Origin of the sequence: Martelella sp. HB161492 (assembly GCF_013184775.1) — a bacterium.
In the GTDB taxonomy this organism is placed as follows: Bacteria; Pseudomonadota; Alphaproteobacteria; order Rhizobiales; family Rhizobiaceae; genus Martelella.
On sequence record NZ_JAATVV010000008.1, the window covers coordinates 15,179 to 29,458 of the forward strand.

Annotated in this window: 14 protein-coding genes and 1 tRNA gene; 2 read left to right on the forward strand and 13 right to left on the reverse strand. The window is 58.9% G+C overall.

From position 1 onward, the window contains the following. Positions 1-51 precede the first annotated feature (51 nt). The 11 genes from rplL to HCK86_RS14325 all read right to left on the reverse strand — a co-directional run bounded on the left by rplL (position 52) and on the right by HCK86_RS14325 (position 10,679). Positions 52-429, reverse strand: a complete 378-nt coding sequence (gene rplL / locus HCK86_RS14275; RefSeq protein WP_176085156.1) for a 50S ribosomal protein L7/L12 — start codon at positions 427-429, stop codon at positions 52-54. Positions 430-493: 64 nt separating this feature from the next. Continuing rightward, entirely contained in the window at positions 494-1,012 is a 519-nt protein-coding gene (rplJ, locus tag HCK86_RS14280) for a 50S ribosomal protein L10 (RefSeq protein ID WP_176085157.1), read from the reverse strand. A 357-nt stretch (positions 1,013-1,369) separates the two neighbouring features. Beyond that, entirely contained in the window at positions 1,370-2,065 is a 696-nt protein-coding gene (gene rplA / locus HCK86_RS14285) for a 50S ribosomal protein L1 (RefSeq protein WP_176085158.1), read from the reverse strand. 5 nt (positions 2,066-2,070) lie between these two features. Next, the gene (gene rplK / locus HCK86_RS14290) at positions 2,071-2,499 is read right to left on the reverse strand and encodes a 50S ribosomal protein L11 (RefSeq protein ID WP_141150494.1); all 429 of its coding nucleotides are present in this window, start codon (positions 2,497-2,499) and stop codon (positions 2,071-2,073) included. Positions 2,500-2,636: 137 nt separating this feature from the next. After that, positions 2,637-3,167: a transcription termination/antitermination protein NusG gene (gene nusG, locus HCK86_RS14295; protein WP_141150495.1), complete on the reverse strand. Its 531-nt coding sequence runs from the start codon at positions 3,165-3,167 to the stop codon at positions 2,637-2,639. A gap of 17 nt (positions 3,168-3,184) precedes the next feature. Continuing rightward, entirely contained in the window at positions 3,185-3,385 is a 201-nt protein-coding gene (gene secE, locus HCK86_RS14300) for a preprotein translocase subunit SecE (RefSeq protein ID WP_176085159.1), read from the reverse strand. Positions 3,386-3,556: 171 nt separating this feature from the next. Next, positions 3,557-3,632, reverse strand: a tRNA-Trp gene (locus HCK86_RS14305). 151 nt (positions 3,633-3,783) lie between these two features. Next, on the reverse strand, positions 3,784-6,297 hold the full coding sequence (locus HCK86_RS14310) for an FAD-dependent oxidoreductase (RefSeq protein ID WP_176085160.1): 2,514 nt from the start codon (positions 6,295-6,297) through the stop codon (positions 3,784-3,786). Positions 6,298-6,441: 144 nt separating this feature from the next. Further along, positions 6,442-9,006, reverse strand: a complete 2,565-nt coding sequence (locus HCK86_RS14315) for a mechanosensitive ion channel domain-containing protein (protein WP_176085161.1) — start codon at positions 9,004-9,006, stop codon at positions 6,442-6,444. 149 nt (positions 9,007-9,155) lie between these two features. Beyond that, entirely contained in the window at positions 9,156-9,752 is a 597-nt protein-coding gene (locus tag HCK86_RS14320) for a DUF924 family protein (RefSeq protein WP_176085162.1), read from the reverse strand. A 135-nt stretch (positions 9,753-9,887) separates the two neighbouring features. Beyond that, on the reverse strand, positions 9,888-10,679 hold the full coding sequence (locus tag HCK86_RS14325) for a hypothetical protein (protein WP_176085163.1): 792 nt from the start codon (positions 10,677-10,679) through the stop codon (positions 9,888-9,890). A 245-nt stretch (positions 10,680-10,924) separates the two neighbouring features. On the opposite strand from HCK86_RS14325, the gene HCK86_RS14330 reads away from it, so the two are divergent. Next, positions 10,925-12,022 (forward strand): AI-2E family transporter, encoded by a 1,098-nt coding sequence (locus HCK86_RS14330; protein WP_246739615.1) that lies wholly within the window; start codon positions 10,925-10,927, stop codon positions 12,020-12,022. Positions 12,023-12,029: 7 nt separating this feature from the next. Here HCK86_RS14330 and HCK86_RS14335 read toward each other — a convergent pair whose 3' ends face one another. Beyond that, complete coding sequence (locus tag HCK86_RS14335; protein ID WP_176085164.1) at positions 12,030-12,641, reverse strand: pyridoxamine 5'-phosphate oxidase family protein; 612 nt, start codon at positions 12,639-12,641, stop codon at positions 12,030-12,032. 76 nt (positions 12,642-12,717) lie between these two features. Beyond that, entirely contained in the window at positions 12,718-13,074 is a 357-nt protein-coding gene (locus tag HCK86_RS14340; RefSeq protein ID WP_176085165.1) for a DUF971 domain-containing protein, read from the reverse strand. A 126-nt stretch (positions 13,075-13,200) separates the two neighbouring features. Between HCK86_RS14340 and moaA the strand changes: the two genes are divergently transcribed. Further along, the gene (moaA, locus tag HCK86_RS14345) at positions 13,201-14,217 is read left to right on the forward strand and encodes a GTP 3',8-cyclase MoaA (protein WP_176085355.1); all 1,017 of its coding nucleotides are present in this window, start codon (positions 13,201-13,203) and stop codon (positions 14,215-14,217) included. Positions 14,218-14,280 lie beyond the last annotated feature (63 nt).

A 14,280-nucleotide genomic window follows, 5' to 3' on the forward strand; every position in this document is an offset into this window, starting at 1 on the left:
AAGAGCGGGATCGCGGGTGGCAAAACCACCCGCAACCCTGAAACCAAAAGCTTACTTGAGCTCAACCTTGGCGCCAGCTGCTTCCAGCTTGCCCTTGAGTTCTTCAGCTTCAGCCTTGGAAACGGCTTCCTTGACGGCCTTCGGAGCGCCTTCAACGAGGTCCTTGGCTTCCTTGAGGCCGAGACCGGTGATGGCGCGAACTTCCTTGATGACGCCGATCTTGTTAGCGCCGGCTTCAGCCAGGATAACGTCGAATTCGGTCTTTTCTTCAACGGCTTCAGCAGCAGCACCGGCGCCACCAACAGCTGCAACAGCAACCGGAGCAGCGGCGGAAACGCCCCACTTTTCTTCGAGCATCTTGGAAAGCTCAGCAGCTTCCAGAACCGTCAGGGCGGAGAGGTCTTCTACGATTTTGGCGAGATCAGCCATGTTATCATTCCTTCGTGTGTTTGGTTCGAACTGGTTCGAAATTCATAAACAGCGAAAAACCGCCTCAAGCGGCTTCGTCCTTCTTGGCGTAGGCGTCGAAAACGCGTGCAAGCTGCGTTGCAGGCGCTGCGACAACCGTTGCAATGCGGGTAGCCGGGGTCTGAATCATACCCACCAGCTTCGCACGCAGCTCGTCCAGCGAAGGCATGGTCGCGAGCGACTTGACACCTTCCGCGTCGAGCACGGTTGCCCCCATGACACCGCCCAGAACAACGAGCTTGTCGTTGGTCTTGGCGAAATCCATGACGACCTTCGGAGCCGTAACCGGGTCATCGCAATAAGCGATGAGCGTCTGACCCTTGAACAGGTCAGTCATTCCCTCGGACTCCGTACCCTGAAGGGCAATTTTGGCCAGGCGGTTCTTCGCGACCTTGACCGTGCCACCGGCAACGCGCATCTTCGAACGAAAGTCGTTCATCTGCGCAACCGTGACACCGGCATAGTGGGCCACAACAACTGAACCGGAAGCCTTGAAGACTTCGTTCAGCTCCGTGACGAATTCGCGTTTTTCCGCTCTTTCCACTGCCTATCTCCAGTTGACAGGACCAACTGGCCCTGTCGGGTTTGCCTTTGCCGCGCGGGACTTGGCGTTACCGCGAAGATCCCGAGCGACGCTCGAGGATCCTGTCCCCTTTCGGCACGCTCTAAGAACGAGCCCCAAGGCACAACCAGGTTCGAACCAAATTCCTCGCCAAAATCACGGAACCTCCGCAAAGAATGACGGTAAAATCGGTCTCACCCGTCTCATGCAGGCTGATGGATTAAGGTTGCCCACCTGCAATCTCGGACAGGAAACCGGGATAAATCCCGGAGTTTTTCCGGGCCCTGGAGCCCGGAAAACACGTCAGGAAGCCTGTAAAGCCAGGCTTCCGAAATCAAATCAGACGCTGACCGTCGAAAGGTCAACCTTGACGCCCGGACCCATGGTCGAGGACAGGGCAACGCGCTTCAGGTAGTTACCCTTGGCGCCAGCCGGCTTGGCCTTGACAACAGCATCAGCGAAGGCGCGGATGTTTTCTTCGAGCTTTTCAGCACCGAAGGAAGCCTTACCAACGCCCGCATGGATGATACCGGCCTTTTCGACGCGGAATTCGACAGCGCCACCCTTGGAAGCTTCGACGGCAGCCGTCACATCCATGGTAACCGTGCCAACCTTCGGGTTCGGCATCATGCCGCGGGGGCCGAGAACCTTGCCGAGACGACCGACGAGCGGCATCATGTCCGGCGTGGCGATGCAGCGGTCGAAATCGATCGTGCCGCCCTGAACCAGATCAACCAGCTCTTCGGCGCCGACGATATCGGCACCAGCGGCCTTGGCTTCATCAGCCTTGGCGCCGCGTGCGAAAACGGCTACGCGAACCGTACGGCCAGTGCCGTTCGGCAGGTTGACGACGCCGCGGACCATCTGGTCCGCGTGACGCGGATCAACGCCGAGATTCATTGCGATCTCGATGGTTTCATCGAACTTGGCGACGGCACGTTCCTTGACCATGGCAACAGCTTCGCTCAGCGAGTAAAGCTTGTTGGGGTCAACGCCTTCGCGGGTCTTCTGAATACGCTTTGCAATCTTGGTCATGGCAATCAACCCGTCACTTCCAGGCCCATGGCGCGGGCAGAACCCTCAACCATGCGCATTGCGCCTTCGATATCGGCAGCATTGAGGTCACTCATCTTCGCTTCGGCGATCTTGCGGACCTGCTCTGCGGAGATGGAACCTGCCTTGGCCTTGCCCGGCGTCTTGGAGCCCGACTTGATCTTGGCCTCCTTCTTGAGGAAGTAAGATACCGGCGGCTGCTTCATGACGAAGGTGAAGGACTTGTCCTGGAAATAGGTAATGATGACCGGGATCGGCATACCCTTTTCCATTTCCTGCGAAGCGGCATTGAACGCCTTGCAGAATTCCATGATGTTAATGCCACGCTGACCAAGAGCGGGACCGATCGGCGGCGACGGATTCGCCGAACCTGCCGGAACCTGCAACTTGAGCTGGCCTGCAACTTTCTTAGCCATTACTCTGCCTTTCCTGTTTCGACCGGAAGACCCGGCCCTGGTGCCGGCTTTCGCCAGCGGCTGCGGTTGCGTGGTACGGAACTGTCAGGACCCGGCTTGAGACCCCTGCCCTTCCACGCGAATACCCCGAAGGGAACTTAAACCTTTTCGACCTGCCCGTATTCGAGCTCGACCGGCGTTGCGCGGCCAAAGATCGAAACCTCGACCTTCAGGCGGGCGCGCTCTTCATCCACATCCTGGACGACGCCGTTAAACGAAGCGAACGGACCATCGGAAACACGCACCTGCTCGCCAATTTCGAAGGATACGGTCGCCTTCGGGCGCTCCACGCCTTCCTGAACCTGGCCGAGGATATGATCAGCCTCGGAATCCGGGATCGGTACCGGCTTCTGCTCGCTGCCGAGGAACCCGGTCACGCGCGGCGTGTTCTTGATCAGATGGAACACCTGATCATTCATATCAACCCGGACCAGTACATAGCCCGGGAAAAACTTGCGCTCCGAATCAACCTTGCGGCCGCGACGAACCTCAACGACCTTCTCGGTCGGAACGAGGATACGATCAAAATACTGATCGAGGCCCTTCTGCTTGGCCTTCTCCTCAATCGCCTCTGCCACCTTCTTTTCGAAGTTGGAATAGGCATGAACAATATACCAGCGCATCGCCATCTTGTTTTCCCCGCCTGTTAATTGCCGAGATTCAGCACAAAGCTGAGGCCCCAGCCCATCAACTGGTCAGCAGCGAAAAAGAACAACGCCGCAGCAACCACCATAACGAACACCATCAGGGTCGAGATCATGGTTTCCCGGCGCGACGGCCAGACGACCTTGGCCGTCTCGGAGCGAACCTGCTGCAGAAACGTGAATGGATTGGATTTCGATGCCATAAACTGCCCACACCATTACGGCACGTAAAGCGGCATGAGCCAGCCCCACGCACCGCGCGTCTGTTTTGATCTACATAGCACCGTTTTTCAAAATCACAAGAGGAAAAACGGCAATACCCGAAATTATACGCTTGAATACAAGCTGCGCAGTAAAGCAGATTGCAAGCGAAATGGCAGGGGCAGAGGGGCTCGAACCCCCGACCTGCGGTTTTGGAGACCGCCGCTCTACCAACTGAGCTATACCCCTTTGCCTCTTCCGTTTTCGCCAATTCGGCGATCCGGTTCCAGACATGGCGCTCCATTTACGGTGCTGCGCCACGCTTTGCAAGTGGCTTTTTCAAACTTTTGCCACCACCAGCCTCCGTGCCTGCCTCAGCCAGCACCAAGCCCTTTCCGCCTCAGGCCCTCAGCGCCAGATTGTCCGGGTCGAACGGGCTCTCCTCAACCACGGTGGCATCATAGAGTTCGCCAAGGATCTTGATTTTAAGCCGTGTTCCCGCTGTCGCATAGGCCGGAGCGAGCATCGCAAGTGCGATTGATTTGCCGATTCGCCAGCCAAAGCCCCCCTGGGTGGCGCGGCCGGCAAGCGTTCCATCGGCAGCATAGATCGCCTCGGAACCGCGCGCATCGACGTCCGTATTGCCCTCAACCAGCAAGGTCGCGAAGATGGCGCCAAGCCCTTCCTCCTTCTTTTTCAGCAGCTGATCGCGGCCGATGAATGGCTTCTGCGGTTTGATGAAGCGATCGAGCCCTGATTCGTAGGCCGTGTATTCGATGGTCATTTCCCGCTGCATGGCGCGGTAGGATTTCTCAAGCGCCATCGCATTCATCGCCCGGATACCGAAAGGCTTGATGCCGAATTCGGCGCCGGCCTCCATCAACCGGTCAAAAATATAGGCCTGCATCGCGATCGGATGATGCAGTTCCCAGCCCAGCTCACCGACGAAATTCACTCTGAGCGCATGCGCCGTGGCCGCACCGATCGCGATCTGCTGGCCGGTCAGCCAGCCGAAATCGGAATTTTCAAGCGATGTCCGGGTCAGCTTCTTCAGAAGATCCCGCGACTTTGGCCCTGCAACCACCAGAACGCCCATTTCCATCGTCATCGGGCGCAATGTCACCGAGCCATCGCTCGGTGCCAGCCGCATCAACAGGTCATGATCATGGCTTTCGAGCCCCGCCCCCGAGACGAGGTAGAAGCGACCTGGCATCCATTCATAAAGTGTGAATTCGGCCCTGACGCCGCCCTGCGCGCCAAGCAGATGGCAAAGCGCGATCCGGCCGCGCTTCTTCGGCACCGCATTGGCGAAGATACTGTCAAGAAATGCCCTCGCCCCCGGGCCCGACACCTCCATCTTGGCAAAGGGCGTCATGTCGAGCACGCCGACATGCTCGTGCACATGCTTCACCTCGTTGCCGACATGCTCGAAATAATTCGAGCGGCGGAACGACCACTTCTCGACAATACGGCCATCATCCAGCGGCTCGGCGTGATTATGATTGGTGAGCACATCCGCCCCGACACCCAGTTCGCTTTCATCGAGCTGATAGCCCTCCGGGGCATACCAGTTGGCGCGCTCCCAGCCAAAGACCGAACCAAAGACGCCGCCGAGTGCCTTCAGCCGTCCATAGACCGGCGATGTTTTCAGCGGCCGTGCTGCTGCCCGCTCCTCGTCCGGGTAGTGCATGGTGAAGACATTGGCATAGGCTTCCTCGTTCTTTGCGATCAGATAGCCTTCGGTGGCATAGGGGCCAAACCGGCGCGGATCGACACCGGCAAGGTCGACGGTCGGCTCGCCCTCGACGATCCATTCGGCCAGCTGCCATCCGGCACCGCCCGCGGCGGTAATCCCGAAGGAATGACCCTCATTGAGCCAGAAATTTTTCAGGCCCGGCGCCGGACCGACGATCGGATTGCCATCAGGCGTATAGGCAATGGCTCCGTTATAGACCTTCTTGATGCCGACCTCGGCAAAGGCAGGCACGCGGGCGAAGGCGGTCTCGATATGCGGCATCAACCGGTCGAGCTCTTCCTGGAACAGCTCATATTCGCTGTCGGCGGACGGCCCGTCGACATAACAGACCGGCGCGCCGGCCTCATAGGGCCCGAGAATCAGACCGCCTGCTTCCTCGCGCATATACCAGGCACTGTCGGATTCGCGCAGGACACCCATTTCCGGCAGGCCCTGCTTCTTGCGTTCCAGAATAGCCGGATGCGGCTCGGTGACGATGTATTGATGCTCGACCGGGATGACCGGCACGTTGATGCCAACCATGGCGCCGGTCTTGCGGGCGAAACTGCCGGTGCAGGAAATCACGTGGTCGGCGGTGAAGCTTTCCTTGTCCGTCTCCACCTGCCAGGTGCCGTCGTCATTCTGGCTGATCGCCGTCACCGTTGTATTGCGCAGGATCTTCGCGCCGCGGTCACGCGCCCCCTTGGCAAGCGCCTGGGTCAGGTCGGCCGGCTGGATATAGCCATCGTCAGGATGCTGGATTGCGCCGAGCAGGCCATCCGTCTCGCAGAGCGGCCAGACCTCCTTGACCTGCTCGGGCGTCAGGAATTTCACATCGACACCGATCGTTTCGGCGATACCGGAATAATAGAGATATTCATCCATCCGGTCTTTCGACATGGCGAGGCGGATGTTCGACACCTTCGAGAAGCCGACATTCAGACCGGTCTCGTCCTCAAGCGACGAATAGAGATCGACCGAATATTTGTGCAGCTGGCCAACGGAATAGCTCATATTGAACAGCGGCAGCAGGCCCGCGGCATGCCAGGTCGAGCCGGAGGTCAGCTCCTTGCGCTCGATCAGGACGGCATCACTCCACCCCTTCTTTGCCAGATGGTAGAGGGTTGACACACCAACCACGCCACCGCCGATGACGACCGCTCTTGTCCTCATGCTCATTTGCTCCGCCTCATCTTCATGTTGGGCGTGCAGTTCCAGCCCGCCTTCATCGACTATGCAACGCAAGACGGGCGGGCCAAGAGTTCGTTTGCGACATGCTTCGCCGCCGACGCGACGCGGCTCCGTCAAATTCGGCGGCTGCGCTCAGCGCCCGCCACTGTCATCATTGCCGGCATCCGGGTGATCGAAAGCGGGGTTCGGGTTCTCATCAATCGGCTGGGAACGACGCCTGATCTCAGCTGCCAGCGCCGCAGCCTCCTCGCCATCACGATCGGTAATGATGTGAAGATCGCGCTGCGGGAACGGAATTTCGATGTTCTCCTTGCGGAACCGCTCGAAGATCGCCACCCGGAGATCGTTCCTGACCGGAATGCCGTTGAAGACATCGGCCAGATAGACCCGCAGCTCAAAATCAAGCGAACTGTCACCAAAACCGTTGAAGATCACCATAGGCTCGGGGTTGGCGAGCACCAGAGGATGCGCCTTGGCAAGCTCAAGCAGGATATCCATCACCTTGCGCGGATCGGAAGAATAGGACACGCCGACGGCAATTTCCGACCGGCCCATGTGATTGTGATGCGTCCAGTTGCCGACGGATGCATTGATGAGCTCGGAATTCGGCACGATGATCGACTGACGCTGGAAGGTCTCGATCTCAGTCGCGCGCACCGAAATGCGCTTCACGAACCCCTCCGTCGTTCCCGACACAATCCAGTCGCCGACCTTGAACGGCCGCTCGATCAGCAGGATCAGGCCGGAAACGAAGTTCTGGACGATGGTCTGCAGGCCGAAACCGATACCGATCGAAAGTGCCGAGGCCACCAGCGCCAGAGAGGACAGGTTGACGCCGGCCGCCGAAATGGCCACCAGCACGGCCAGCAGGATGCCGAGATAGTTGATCCCGGTCTTGACCGAATTCCTGACACCCGGATCGGCACGCGAACGCAGCAGCACATTGTCATCAAACCACTTCTGGAACCAGCGGGTCAGAAGATAGCCGGCGACGAACAGAATGATCGCCAGCAGGATGCCGCCAAGCGAAATCGTGATCGAGCCGAGGGTTACCGAGGTGAGATGCTTGGCCGCCCAGAGCCTGATCTCGGCAAGGCGCATCCCCCAGGCGACCAGCAGACAGGGAATGCCGATCAACACGGTGAGCGCATAGATCGCCAATCCGGCCAGAAGCGAGATCTGATCGATACGCACCGGGGAAAGCTTGAACCTCTCGGCAATCCTGCGCCCCTGATCGGTTCTGAGCATGGTGCCGGGCTGCGACACTGCATTGCCGAGCAGGATCGAGACATAGGCCGTCGACAGGATCGCACCGGTCAGTACCACCTGCATGGCAATGAAACGCGCCAGAGCAATATAGCCGGTAATCGCGCAGGCCAGCAGAAAGAAACCCGCCAGCCGGATCAGGCTCGCCATCAGCGAGGGCCAGAGCAGTTTGACGGCACGCGTGCGCTGACGCATCGCATCGCCATGAAACGGCTTGATGAAGGAGACGGCGACGAGAATAAGCCCAATCAGGATCGCGGCAACAAAGCTGCGCACCGCTTCCAGCGCCAGATCCGCCGCCAGCGTTTCGTTCAGAACGTCAATGATCTGGTCGCCCCAGTTGATCGCCGCCATCGCCGTGATCGCCCAGTGCAGCTTGCGCGCGGCACTGGTGCGCATCGGGATCAGCCGCCAGGCGGGATCACCGGGAGAGAGCACATTACGGGTCAAGAGAAAGACGAAGAAGATGACGGCGATGGCCTTATAGGTGGTGAACACGAATTGCTGAACATCGGGCACCAGCACATCGAGGCCGTAAAACAGCAGATACGACACCGCCAGGAAGGCGGCGATCACCAGTGATGGCAGCCCCGTCGAATAGGCTGCGGTGACCAGCTTGATGAAGAAATCGGGCTTGTCGTCCTCCGACACCATCTGCGCCAGCCGCCGCCGCATCAAGGCAATGGTGGCGCTTCTGAACAAAAAGGCGGCAAGTGCGGAAAGACCCAGCGCCAGCACCAGCTGCACCCGCCTTTCCTTCCAGATATAGCGGAACCATGCGCCATAGGATGCCTGAAAATTCCGATATTCCTGCTGCACGTATGAGATGAAGTCGGCCGCAAACAGATCCTGAAGACTAGTGTGGGCAAAGAGTGCATCGGTAAACAGGTCACGCCGCATCGTGGCGATCTTCTTCGATGCCTCGACTGCAGATGCGGCGAGCTTGGTCGCCTTGTCCGAAAGAGCGCTCAGTTCCGACCGCTCAGCGATCAGCTGGTTGCGCTGGTCGGTGGTCACAGCGGGTTCTGGCGGATCATTGGAACCCGGCGCCTTGCCCAGTTCGGCGATCTGGTCGCGAACCGTATTGAGCTTGGCTTCGATATCCAGGGAGAGCTGGTTAAGGTCGCTGTCAAGCTGATCGGCAGTCGTCTGCAGGCTGGCGAGCTCGTCATCACTGAGGCCGCTTTCCTGCATCTTCTTGTCAAGCGTCGCATAGGTGGCTGCGAAAGTATCGAGCTGTTGCGCCTTCTCATCGATAAACGGATCCGACGCTACCGTCGCATTCGCCCGATCGACATTGCTCTGGGTATCAGGTGTCTGCGCAAGAACAGGCTGGCCCGCACCAAGGGTCAAAGCGAGGACCAGCAGCAGGAACGCGCCAAAATGACGGCTGTTCAGGCGCAAGGGCATAAATGCGGCATCTAATTTCAAGTCATGCTCCATATTTTCCCGCCAGAAGCGGTGAGCGCAATGAATGCCCGGAATGATGGATCATCGCTGAGCAAAGTCCATAGCATCTAGTCTTCAAGATCGAGGCTGACAGACAAAGCGTACAGCAACATGTCATCCGAAGGTCTGTTTCAGTCCTGCCCCTGACCAAATCCGCCCTGCCCTGCCTCACTGGCCAGATAGGCCAGTTCGGCCCGCGTCGAACGGCGTCTCAGGATCTGATTGCGATGCGGAAAACGTCCGAAACGGGCAATGAGATCGCGATGCTGCCGTGCATAGTCGACAAAGGTTTCGGCAACCTCTCCCATGGTCTCGAACAGATGGACCGAGCGCTCCTGATCACTGATCTGCTCGGAATGCTCGAAAGGCATGAAGAAGAAGACCCGGCGAACACTCGCCACCGCTTCATGGGCACCGCTGGCAACCGCCAGCTTCGCCTCCCGAAGCGCCAGCATGTCGGTGGCATAGGCCAGCGGGGTTGAACGGAACATGTTGCGCGGGAACTGGTCGAGAACCAGCACTGCGGCCAGATGATAGTCGGGTTTCGACCGCCACAGCGGTTCGACATCGCGCGCAAGCGCCAGATGCGTCAACAAAAACCGCGCGCGGATCATCGCATCCAGACCTGCCGGATCGCGCGGCGCGAACCAGTCTTCCGGTGTCAGTTCCTCGAACCAGAACTCGAGCACCTCGCCCGGATGACACATCGCTTTGAGATTACCCACCATAGCCTCGCCTTCCCGTCGCGTACGCAAACCCACAGGTATATTGCCCGCGATTTCTTTCGTGGGCTGCCAATAACATCCCCAAACAGGACAAACAGGTAACGTCCCGCCGACCAGACGAATCTTGGTCACCAGACACTACAAGAAGTATCTCCCGCCTGTGTAGTCACGGCGCAGGCGCGCCCGGATATATTTCTTCAGCGACAGTTTTCGGCTTCGATGCTGATGAAAAACCTGCCACAAACCGGCAGGAGGCTTATCTTCGCTGCACCAGGGACCAAACTGGCTCGGATCAGGCAGAAGCCTGACACCTTCGCGCTGGGCAAGAATTGTCAGCACTGACTGGTCATGACGGTGATCCACGAAGTCAGGCAGGTTTGGCTTTCCGAGCTGGTTGGACTCGTCAGTGAGCGCCCGCCGATCGCAGCAGGCAACACCGAGCGCAGAGACGAATTCACGGGCCCGCGCGCCCGCCCTGTAGAGCTGGAAGGATGCAGCCAGCTGCACCGACGACCAGTATTCTTCGGTGTCTGCGTCGAGCGCGACAAAACAGTCTCGCTTGGTCCACATGGACATTCGAGCACTAAAAGCCGGATATTGCTGGAAAAGGCAGATATCGTCACTGCCTAGCGCTCTCGTGAGGCAGGAGGGATCGCCAACAAAAGTCATCGCGCTGTCGAGGTATAAAACAAATTCTTGATCCGGTACCTTTGAGAGCACATCAGCGATGATAAATGGCTTCCAAAGCCAGTAGCCGGCGCCTCGAGGCTGCGCCATGATCTCCGGCTGAGCACGACGAAGGTCTGCAATGACTGCGTCGCCAGGCCCGTAAACCCTGACATCATGAACTCCGAAATGCTTTGAACTTTTCTTCAAGAGCGCCGCCGCCTGCGAGAAATTCTCGGTGGCATAGCTAACAACAACGACCATCAAGCCTCCCAAACACGTTGATTGCAAGGACGCAGCTCTACCGGAAGAACAACCGCCAGACGATCCGCACGCGGTTCGCTTGCAAAGCGCATATCCCCGGCGCCCCAGCCACCACATACAAGCGCAATTATGGCAATCGGGCACCCAGCAGAATCTGCGCCATGCTTCGCGCCGGCTTGCGCCGGCCCGGACCAGACGATACAGTCTTGTGAATGACCGCTCAAGCAGGCGAATGAAGAGACATCATGAACGAAATGCGCCCGTCACCGGTGCGTAGCGGCGCCTCTGTCGCCGTCGCCCTTATCTTTGTTCTTGTTCTTTTATTCGCGATCAACTGGGCGGGGTCTTTTCTGAAGCCCTTCGCGCTGGCACTGTTCATCATTGCCGTCACCTGGCCGCTGAAAAGCAGGCTTCAGCGTTTCATGCCATCCATGCTGGCGCTGGCGCTGACACTGCTTTCGACCATCATCATCTTTTTTGCCTTCACCATGCTCGTGGTCTGGGGCTTTTCCCGGGTCGCGACCACCTTTATCGGCGCCGCCTGGCAATTGCAGGTCGCCTATCAGGAACTCACCGGCTGGCTGAGCTCGAAGGGCATCACCGCAGCAACATCCCTGAATGATGTTTTCAACGTCGGCCTTCTGGTGCGGACCTTGCAGCAGATCACCGGCCAGGCCAGCACGACCTTAAGCTTCTGGCTGGTGGTTCTGGCCTATGTGGCACTTGGCCTGGCGGAACTGGACGCACTGCGCGGCAAGATCGATACGCTTCACAACCCGCAAATGGCCGAGACCATGCTCCGCGTTGCCCGGGCCACCTCGCGCAAATTCGCCCGCTACATGCTGGTGCGCACGGAAATGAGCGCGCTGACCGGTTTTCTGTTCTGGGCCGTGGCAACAATCCTCGGCCTCGACTATGCGGTGGAATGGGGCGTGATCGCTTTTGCGCTCAATTACATTCCCTTCATCGGTTCGGTCATCGCCACGGTATTCCCGGCCGCCTATGGAGTGATCCAGTTCGAGCACTGGCAAACTGCCCTGGCGCTGTTCATCTGCCTGAACCTGATCCAGTTCACCATCGGCAATTATGTTGAGCCGCTGGTCTCGGGTTCGCTCCTGTCAATCTCACCCTTCATGGTCGTCTTCTCGATTTTCTTCTGGACCTTCATGTGGGGTCTGTTCGGCACCTTCCTCGGTGTTCCGATCGCCATTGCGCTGCTGACCATCTGCGAGGAAACGCCGTCGCTTGCCTGGCTTGCCCGTCTGTTCGGCCGTGCGCCACCGGCGGAAACACCGGCCCAGCGTGCCGTTCTCGAGCTTCCCGCGCCGGACAAAAAGGGCTGACGGTCTTTTACCACATGGATTTCGCCGCGCGCTCCGGCCATTCGGCATCATAGGTTTCAGCATCGAAATCGCTGACACTTGCCGCGCGGGTGAGTTCGCCCGGTGTCGGCAGTGTCTTCGGATCGACGAAGCGCTCAGGGTTCCACAATTCGGCCCGCATCAGGGCGCGCGCGCACTGGAAATAGACCTCGTTGATGGTGATCACGATGACGCTGCGCGGATGCCTGCCGTCCATCTCGAAGCTTTCGAGCAGCGCCGGCTCGACGCTGACGACGGCGCGGGCATTGATCCGCATGGCATTGTTCGAGCCCGGCACCAGAAACATCAGCGCGACGCGCGGATCTCGCACGATATTCATCAGCGAATCAACGCGGTTATTGCCACGCCAGTCAGGCAGGTGAAGGGTCTTCTCATCGGCCACCCGCACCACGGATCCGGCATCACCGCGCGGTGAGCAGTCAAGCCCTTCCGGCCCGACGGTTGCCAGTGCGACGAAGGGCGACGCCTCGATCATCCGGCGATATTCGGCCGTCAGCGCCGGCGTCACCTTTGCCAGCGACGCCTCCCCCGGCGCGCCATAGATCGCCTTCAGCTGTTCGACCGTTTCAATGATCTTCATTCAGGGCCCTCCTGTTTACGAGACGGTACAAGACTAGCCAGGGCGCGTGACCGGCAGATGAAAGCGCTGAAGGCCTTCAGCGATCGCGGCTGAGCCCCTTTTCGGCAAGCTCGGCTTCATAGGCGGCAAAAAGAACATCGCCGGTCTCGCCGAGTTCGCGCAGATAGGTCCAGGTAAATATGCCGCTGTCATGCAGATCATCGAAACCGATCCGTACGGCATAATTGCCGGCCTGCTGCACGGTGATGATCTCGACCTTTCGCTTGCCCGGCACTGTCACCTTCTGCCCCGGACCGTGTCCCTGCACCTCCGCCGAAGGCGAAAGCACGCGCAGCATTTCGGCTGGAATGGAAAAGCTTTTGCCATCGGCAAAGCTGACGGTCATCTGGCGGCGATCTTTGGAAATCCGGATTTCGGTCGGTTCGATAATCATAGGATCCTTCACGACTGCGTTCACACCCTGTTGTTTGTCTTCACCCTTGACCGCAGCCAAGTCAAACGACATTTTCCCCGGAGAAGGAGAGATGCGCCAGTGGATACCAGTTTACTTGCACCTGTAATGCCGGTCAGAAACCGCGAACGTCCGCCGCTTGTCGACAGTTTCGGCCGGACGATCTCCTATCTGCGCGTTTCCGTGACGGATCGCTGCGATTTCCGCTGCACCTATTGCATGGCGGAAAACATGACATTTCTGCCGAAGCGCGACCTGCTGACACTGGAGGAGATGGAGCGGCTGTGCAACGCCTTCATCGATCGCGGCGTGACAAAGCTGCGTTTGACCGGCGGTGAGCCACTGGTGCGCAAGAATGTCATGCACCTCTTCGAGGGGCTTGGAAAACGGCTTGGCAACGGTCTCGACGAACTCACGCTGACCACCAACGGCTCACAGCTGCACCGTTATGCGGAAGACCTGTTCACTGCGGGCGTGCGCCGGGTCAATGTCTCCCTCGACACGCTTGATGCAGAGAAATTCCGCACGATCACCCGCTGGGGCGACCTGCCAAAGGTGCTCAACGGCCTGCAGGCGGCGCTGAAGGCCGGATTGAAGGTCAAGCTCAATGCCGTCGCCATTGCCGGCGTCAACGAACGGGAAATCCCGGCGCTGATGGAATTTGCGCATGGCGAGGGGATGGAGCTGACGCTGATCGAAGCCATGCCGCTGGGGGACGTCGATCAGGACCGCTCAGCGCAATATCTGCCGCTGTCCAAGGTGCGCGCCAGCCTTGCCGAGCGCTACACGCTGACCGACAGCCCGCATGCGACCGGCGGCCCGGCCCGTTTCGTCACGGTCGCAGAAACCGGCGGCCGTCTCGGCTTCATTACGCCACTCAGCCATAATTTCTGCGCCAGCTGCAATCGCGTCAGGCTCACCTGCACCGGCATGCTCTATCTCTGTCTCGGTCAGGATGACAATGCCAACTTCCGCAAGGTTCTGCGCGAAACTGACGATGATGACAAATTGCACGCTGCCATCGACCGGGCCATTTCGCTGAAGCCGCTCGAACATAATTTCGAGCTGGACGAGCACCGCGCCAGGGTGGCGGTGAAACGCCACATGAATGTCACCGGCGGCTAGCGCGCCGCCGCGACAACCGGACATCGCATTTGGCGAAAGCATGCCACGCAGTTTCAATCCGTT

Excerpts from the sequence above, each read along its gene's own strand:
- HCK86_RS14310 (WP_176085160.1), bottom strand. The coding sequence starts at position 6,297 with ATGAGCATGAGGACAAGAGCGGTCGTCATCGGCGGTGGCGTGGTTGGT.
- rplL (WP_176085156.1), bottom strand. The coding sequence starts at position 429 with ATGGCTGATCTCGCCAAAATCGTAGAAGACCTCTCCGCCCTGACGGTT.
- rplK (WP_141150494.1), bottom strand. The coding sequence starts at position 2,499 with ATGGCTAAGAAAGTTGCAGGCCAGCTCAAGTTGCAGGTTCCGGCAGGT.
- nusG (WP_141150495.1), bottom strand. The coding sequence starts at position 3,167 with ATGGCGATGCGCTGGTATATTGTTCATGCCTATTCCAACTTCGAAAAG.
- moaA (WP_176085355.1), top strand. The coding sequence starts at position 13,201 with ATGCCGGTCAGAAACCGCGAACGTCCGCCGCTTGTCGACAGTTTCGGC.
- HCK86_RS14340 (WP_176085165.1), bottom strand. The coding sequence starts at position 13,074 with ATGATTATCGAACCGACCGAAATCCGGATTTCCAAAGATCGCCGCCAG.
- secE (WP_176085159.1), bottom strand. The coding sequence starts at position 3,385 with ATGGCATCGAAATCCAATCCATTCACGTTTCTGCAGCAGGTTCGCTCC.
- HCK86_RS14320 (WP_176085162.1), bottom strand. The coding sequence starts at position 9,752 with ATGGTGGGTAATCTCAAAGCGATGTGTCATCCGGGCGAGGTGCTCGAG.
- HCK86_RS14330 (WP_246739615.1), top strand. The coding sequence starts at position 10,925 with ATGAACGAAATGCGCCCGTCACCGGTGCGTAGCGGCGCCTCTGTCGCC.
- HCK86_RS14335 (WP_176085164.1), bottom strand. The coding sequence starts at position 12,641 with ATGAAGATCATTGAAACGGTCGAACAGCTGAAGGCGATCTATGGCGCG.
- rplA (WP_176085158.1), bottom strand. The coding sequence starts at position 2,065 with ATGACCAAGATTGCAAAGCGTATTCAGAAGACCCGCGAAGGCGTTGAC.
- HCK86_RS14325 (WP_176085163.1), bottom strand. The coding sequence starts at position 10,679 with ATGGTCGTTGTTGTTAGCTATGCCACCGAGAATTTCTCGCAGGCGGCG.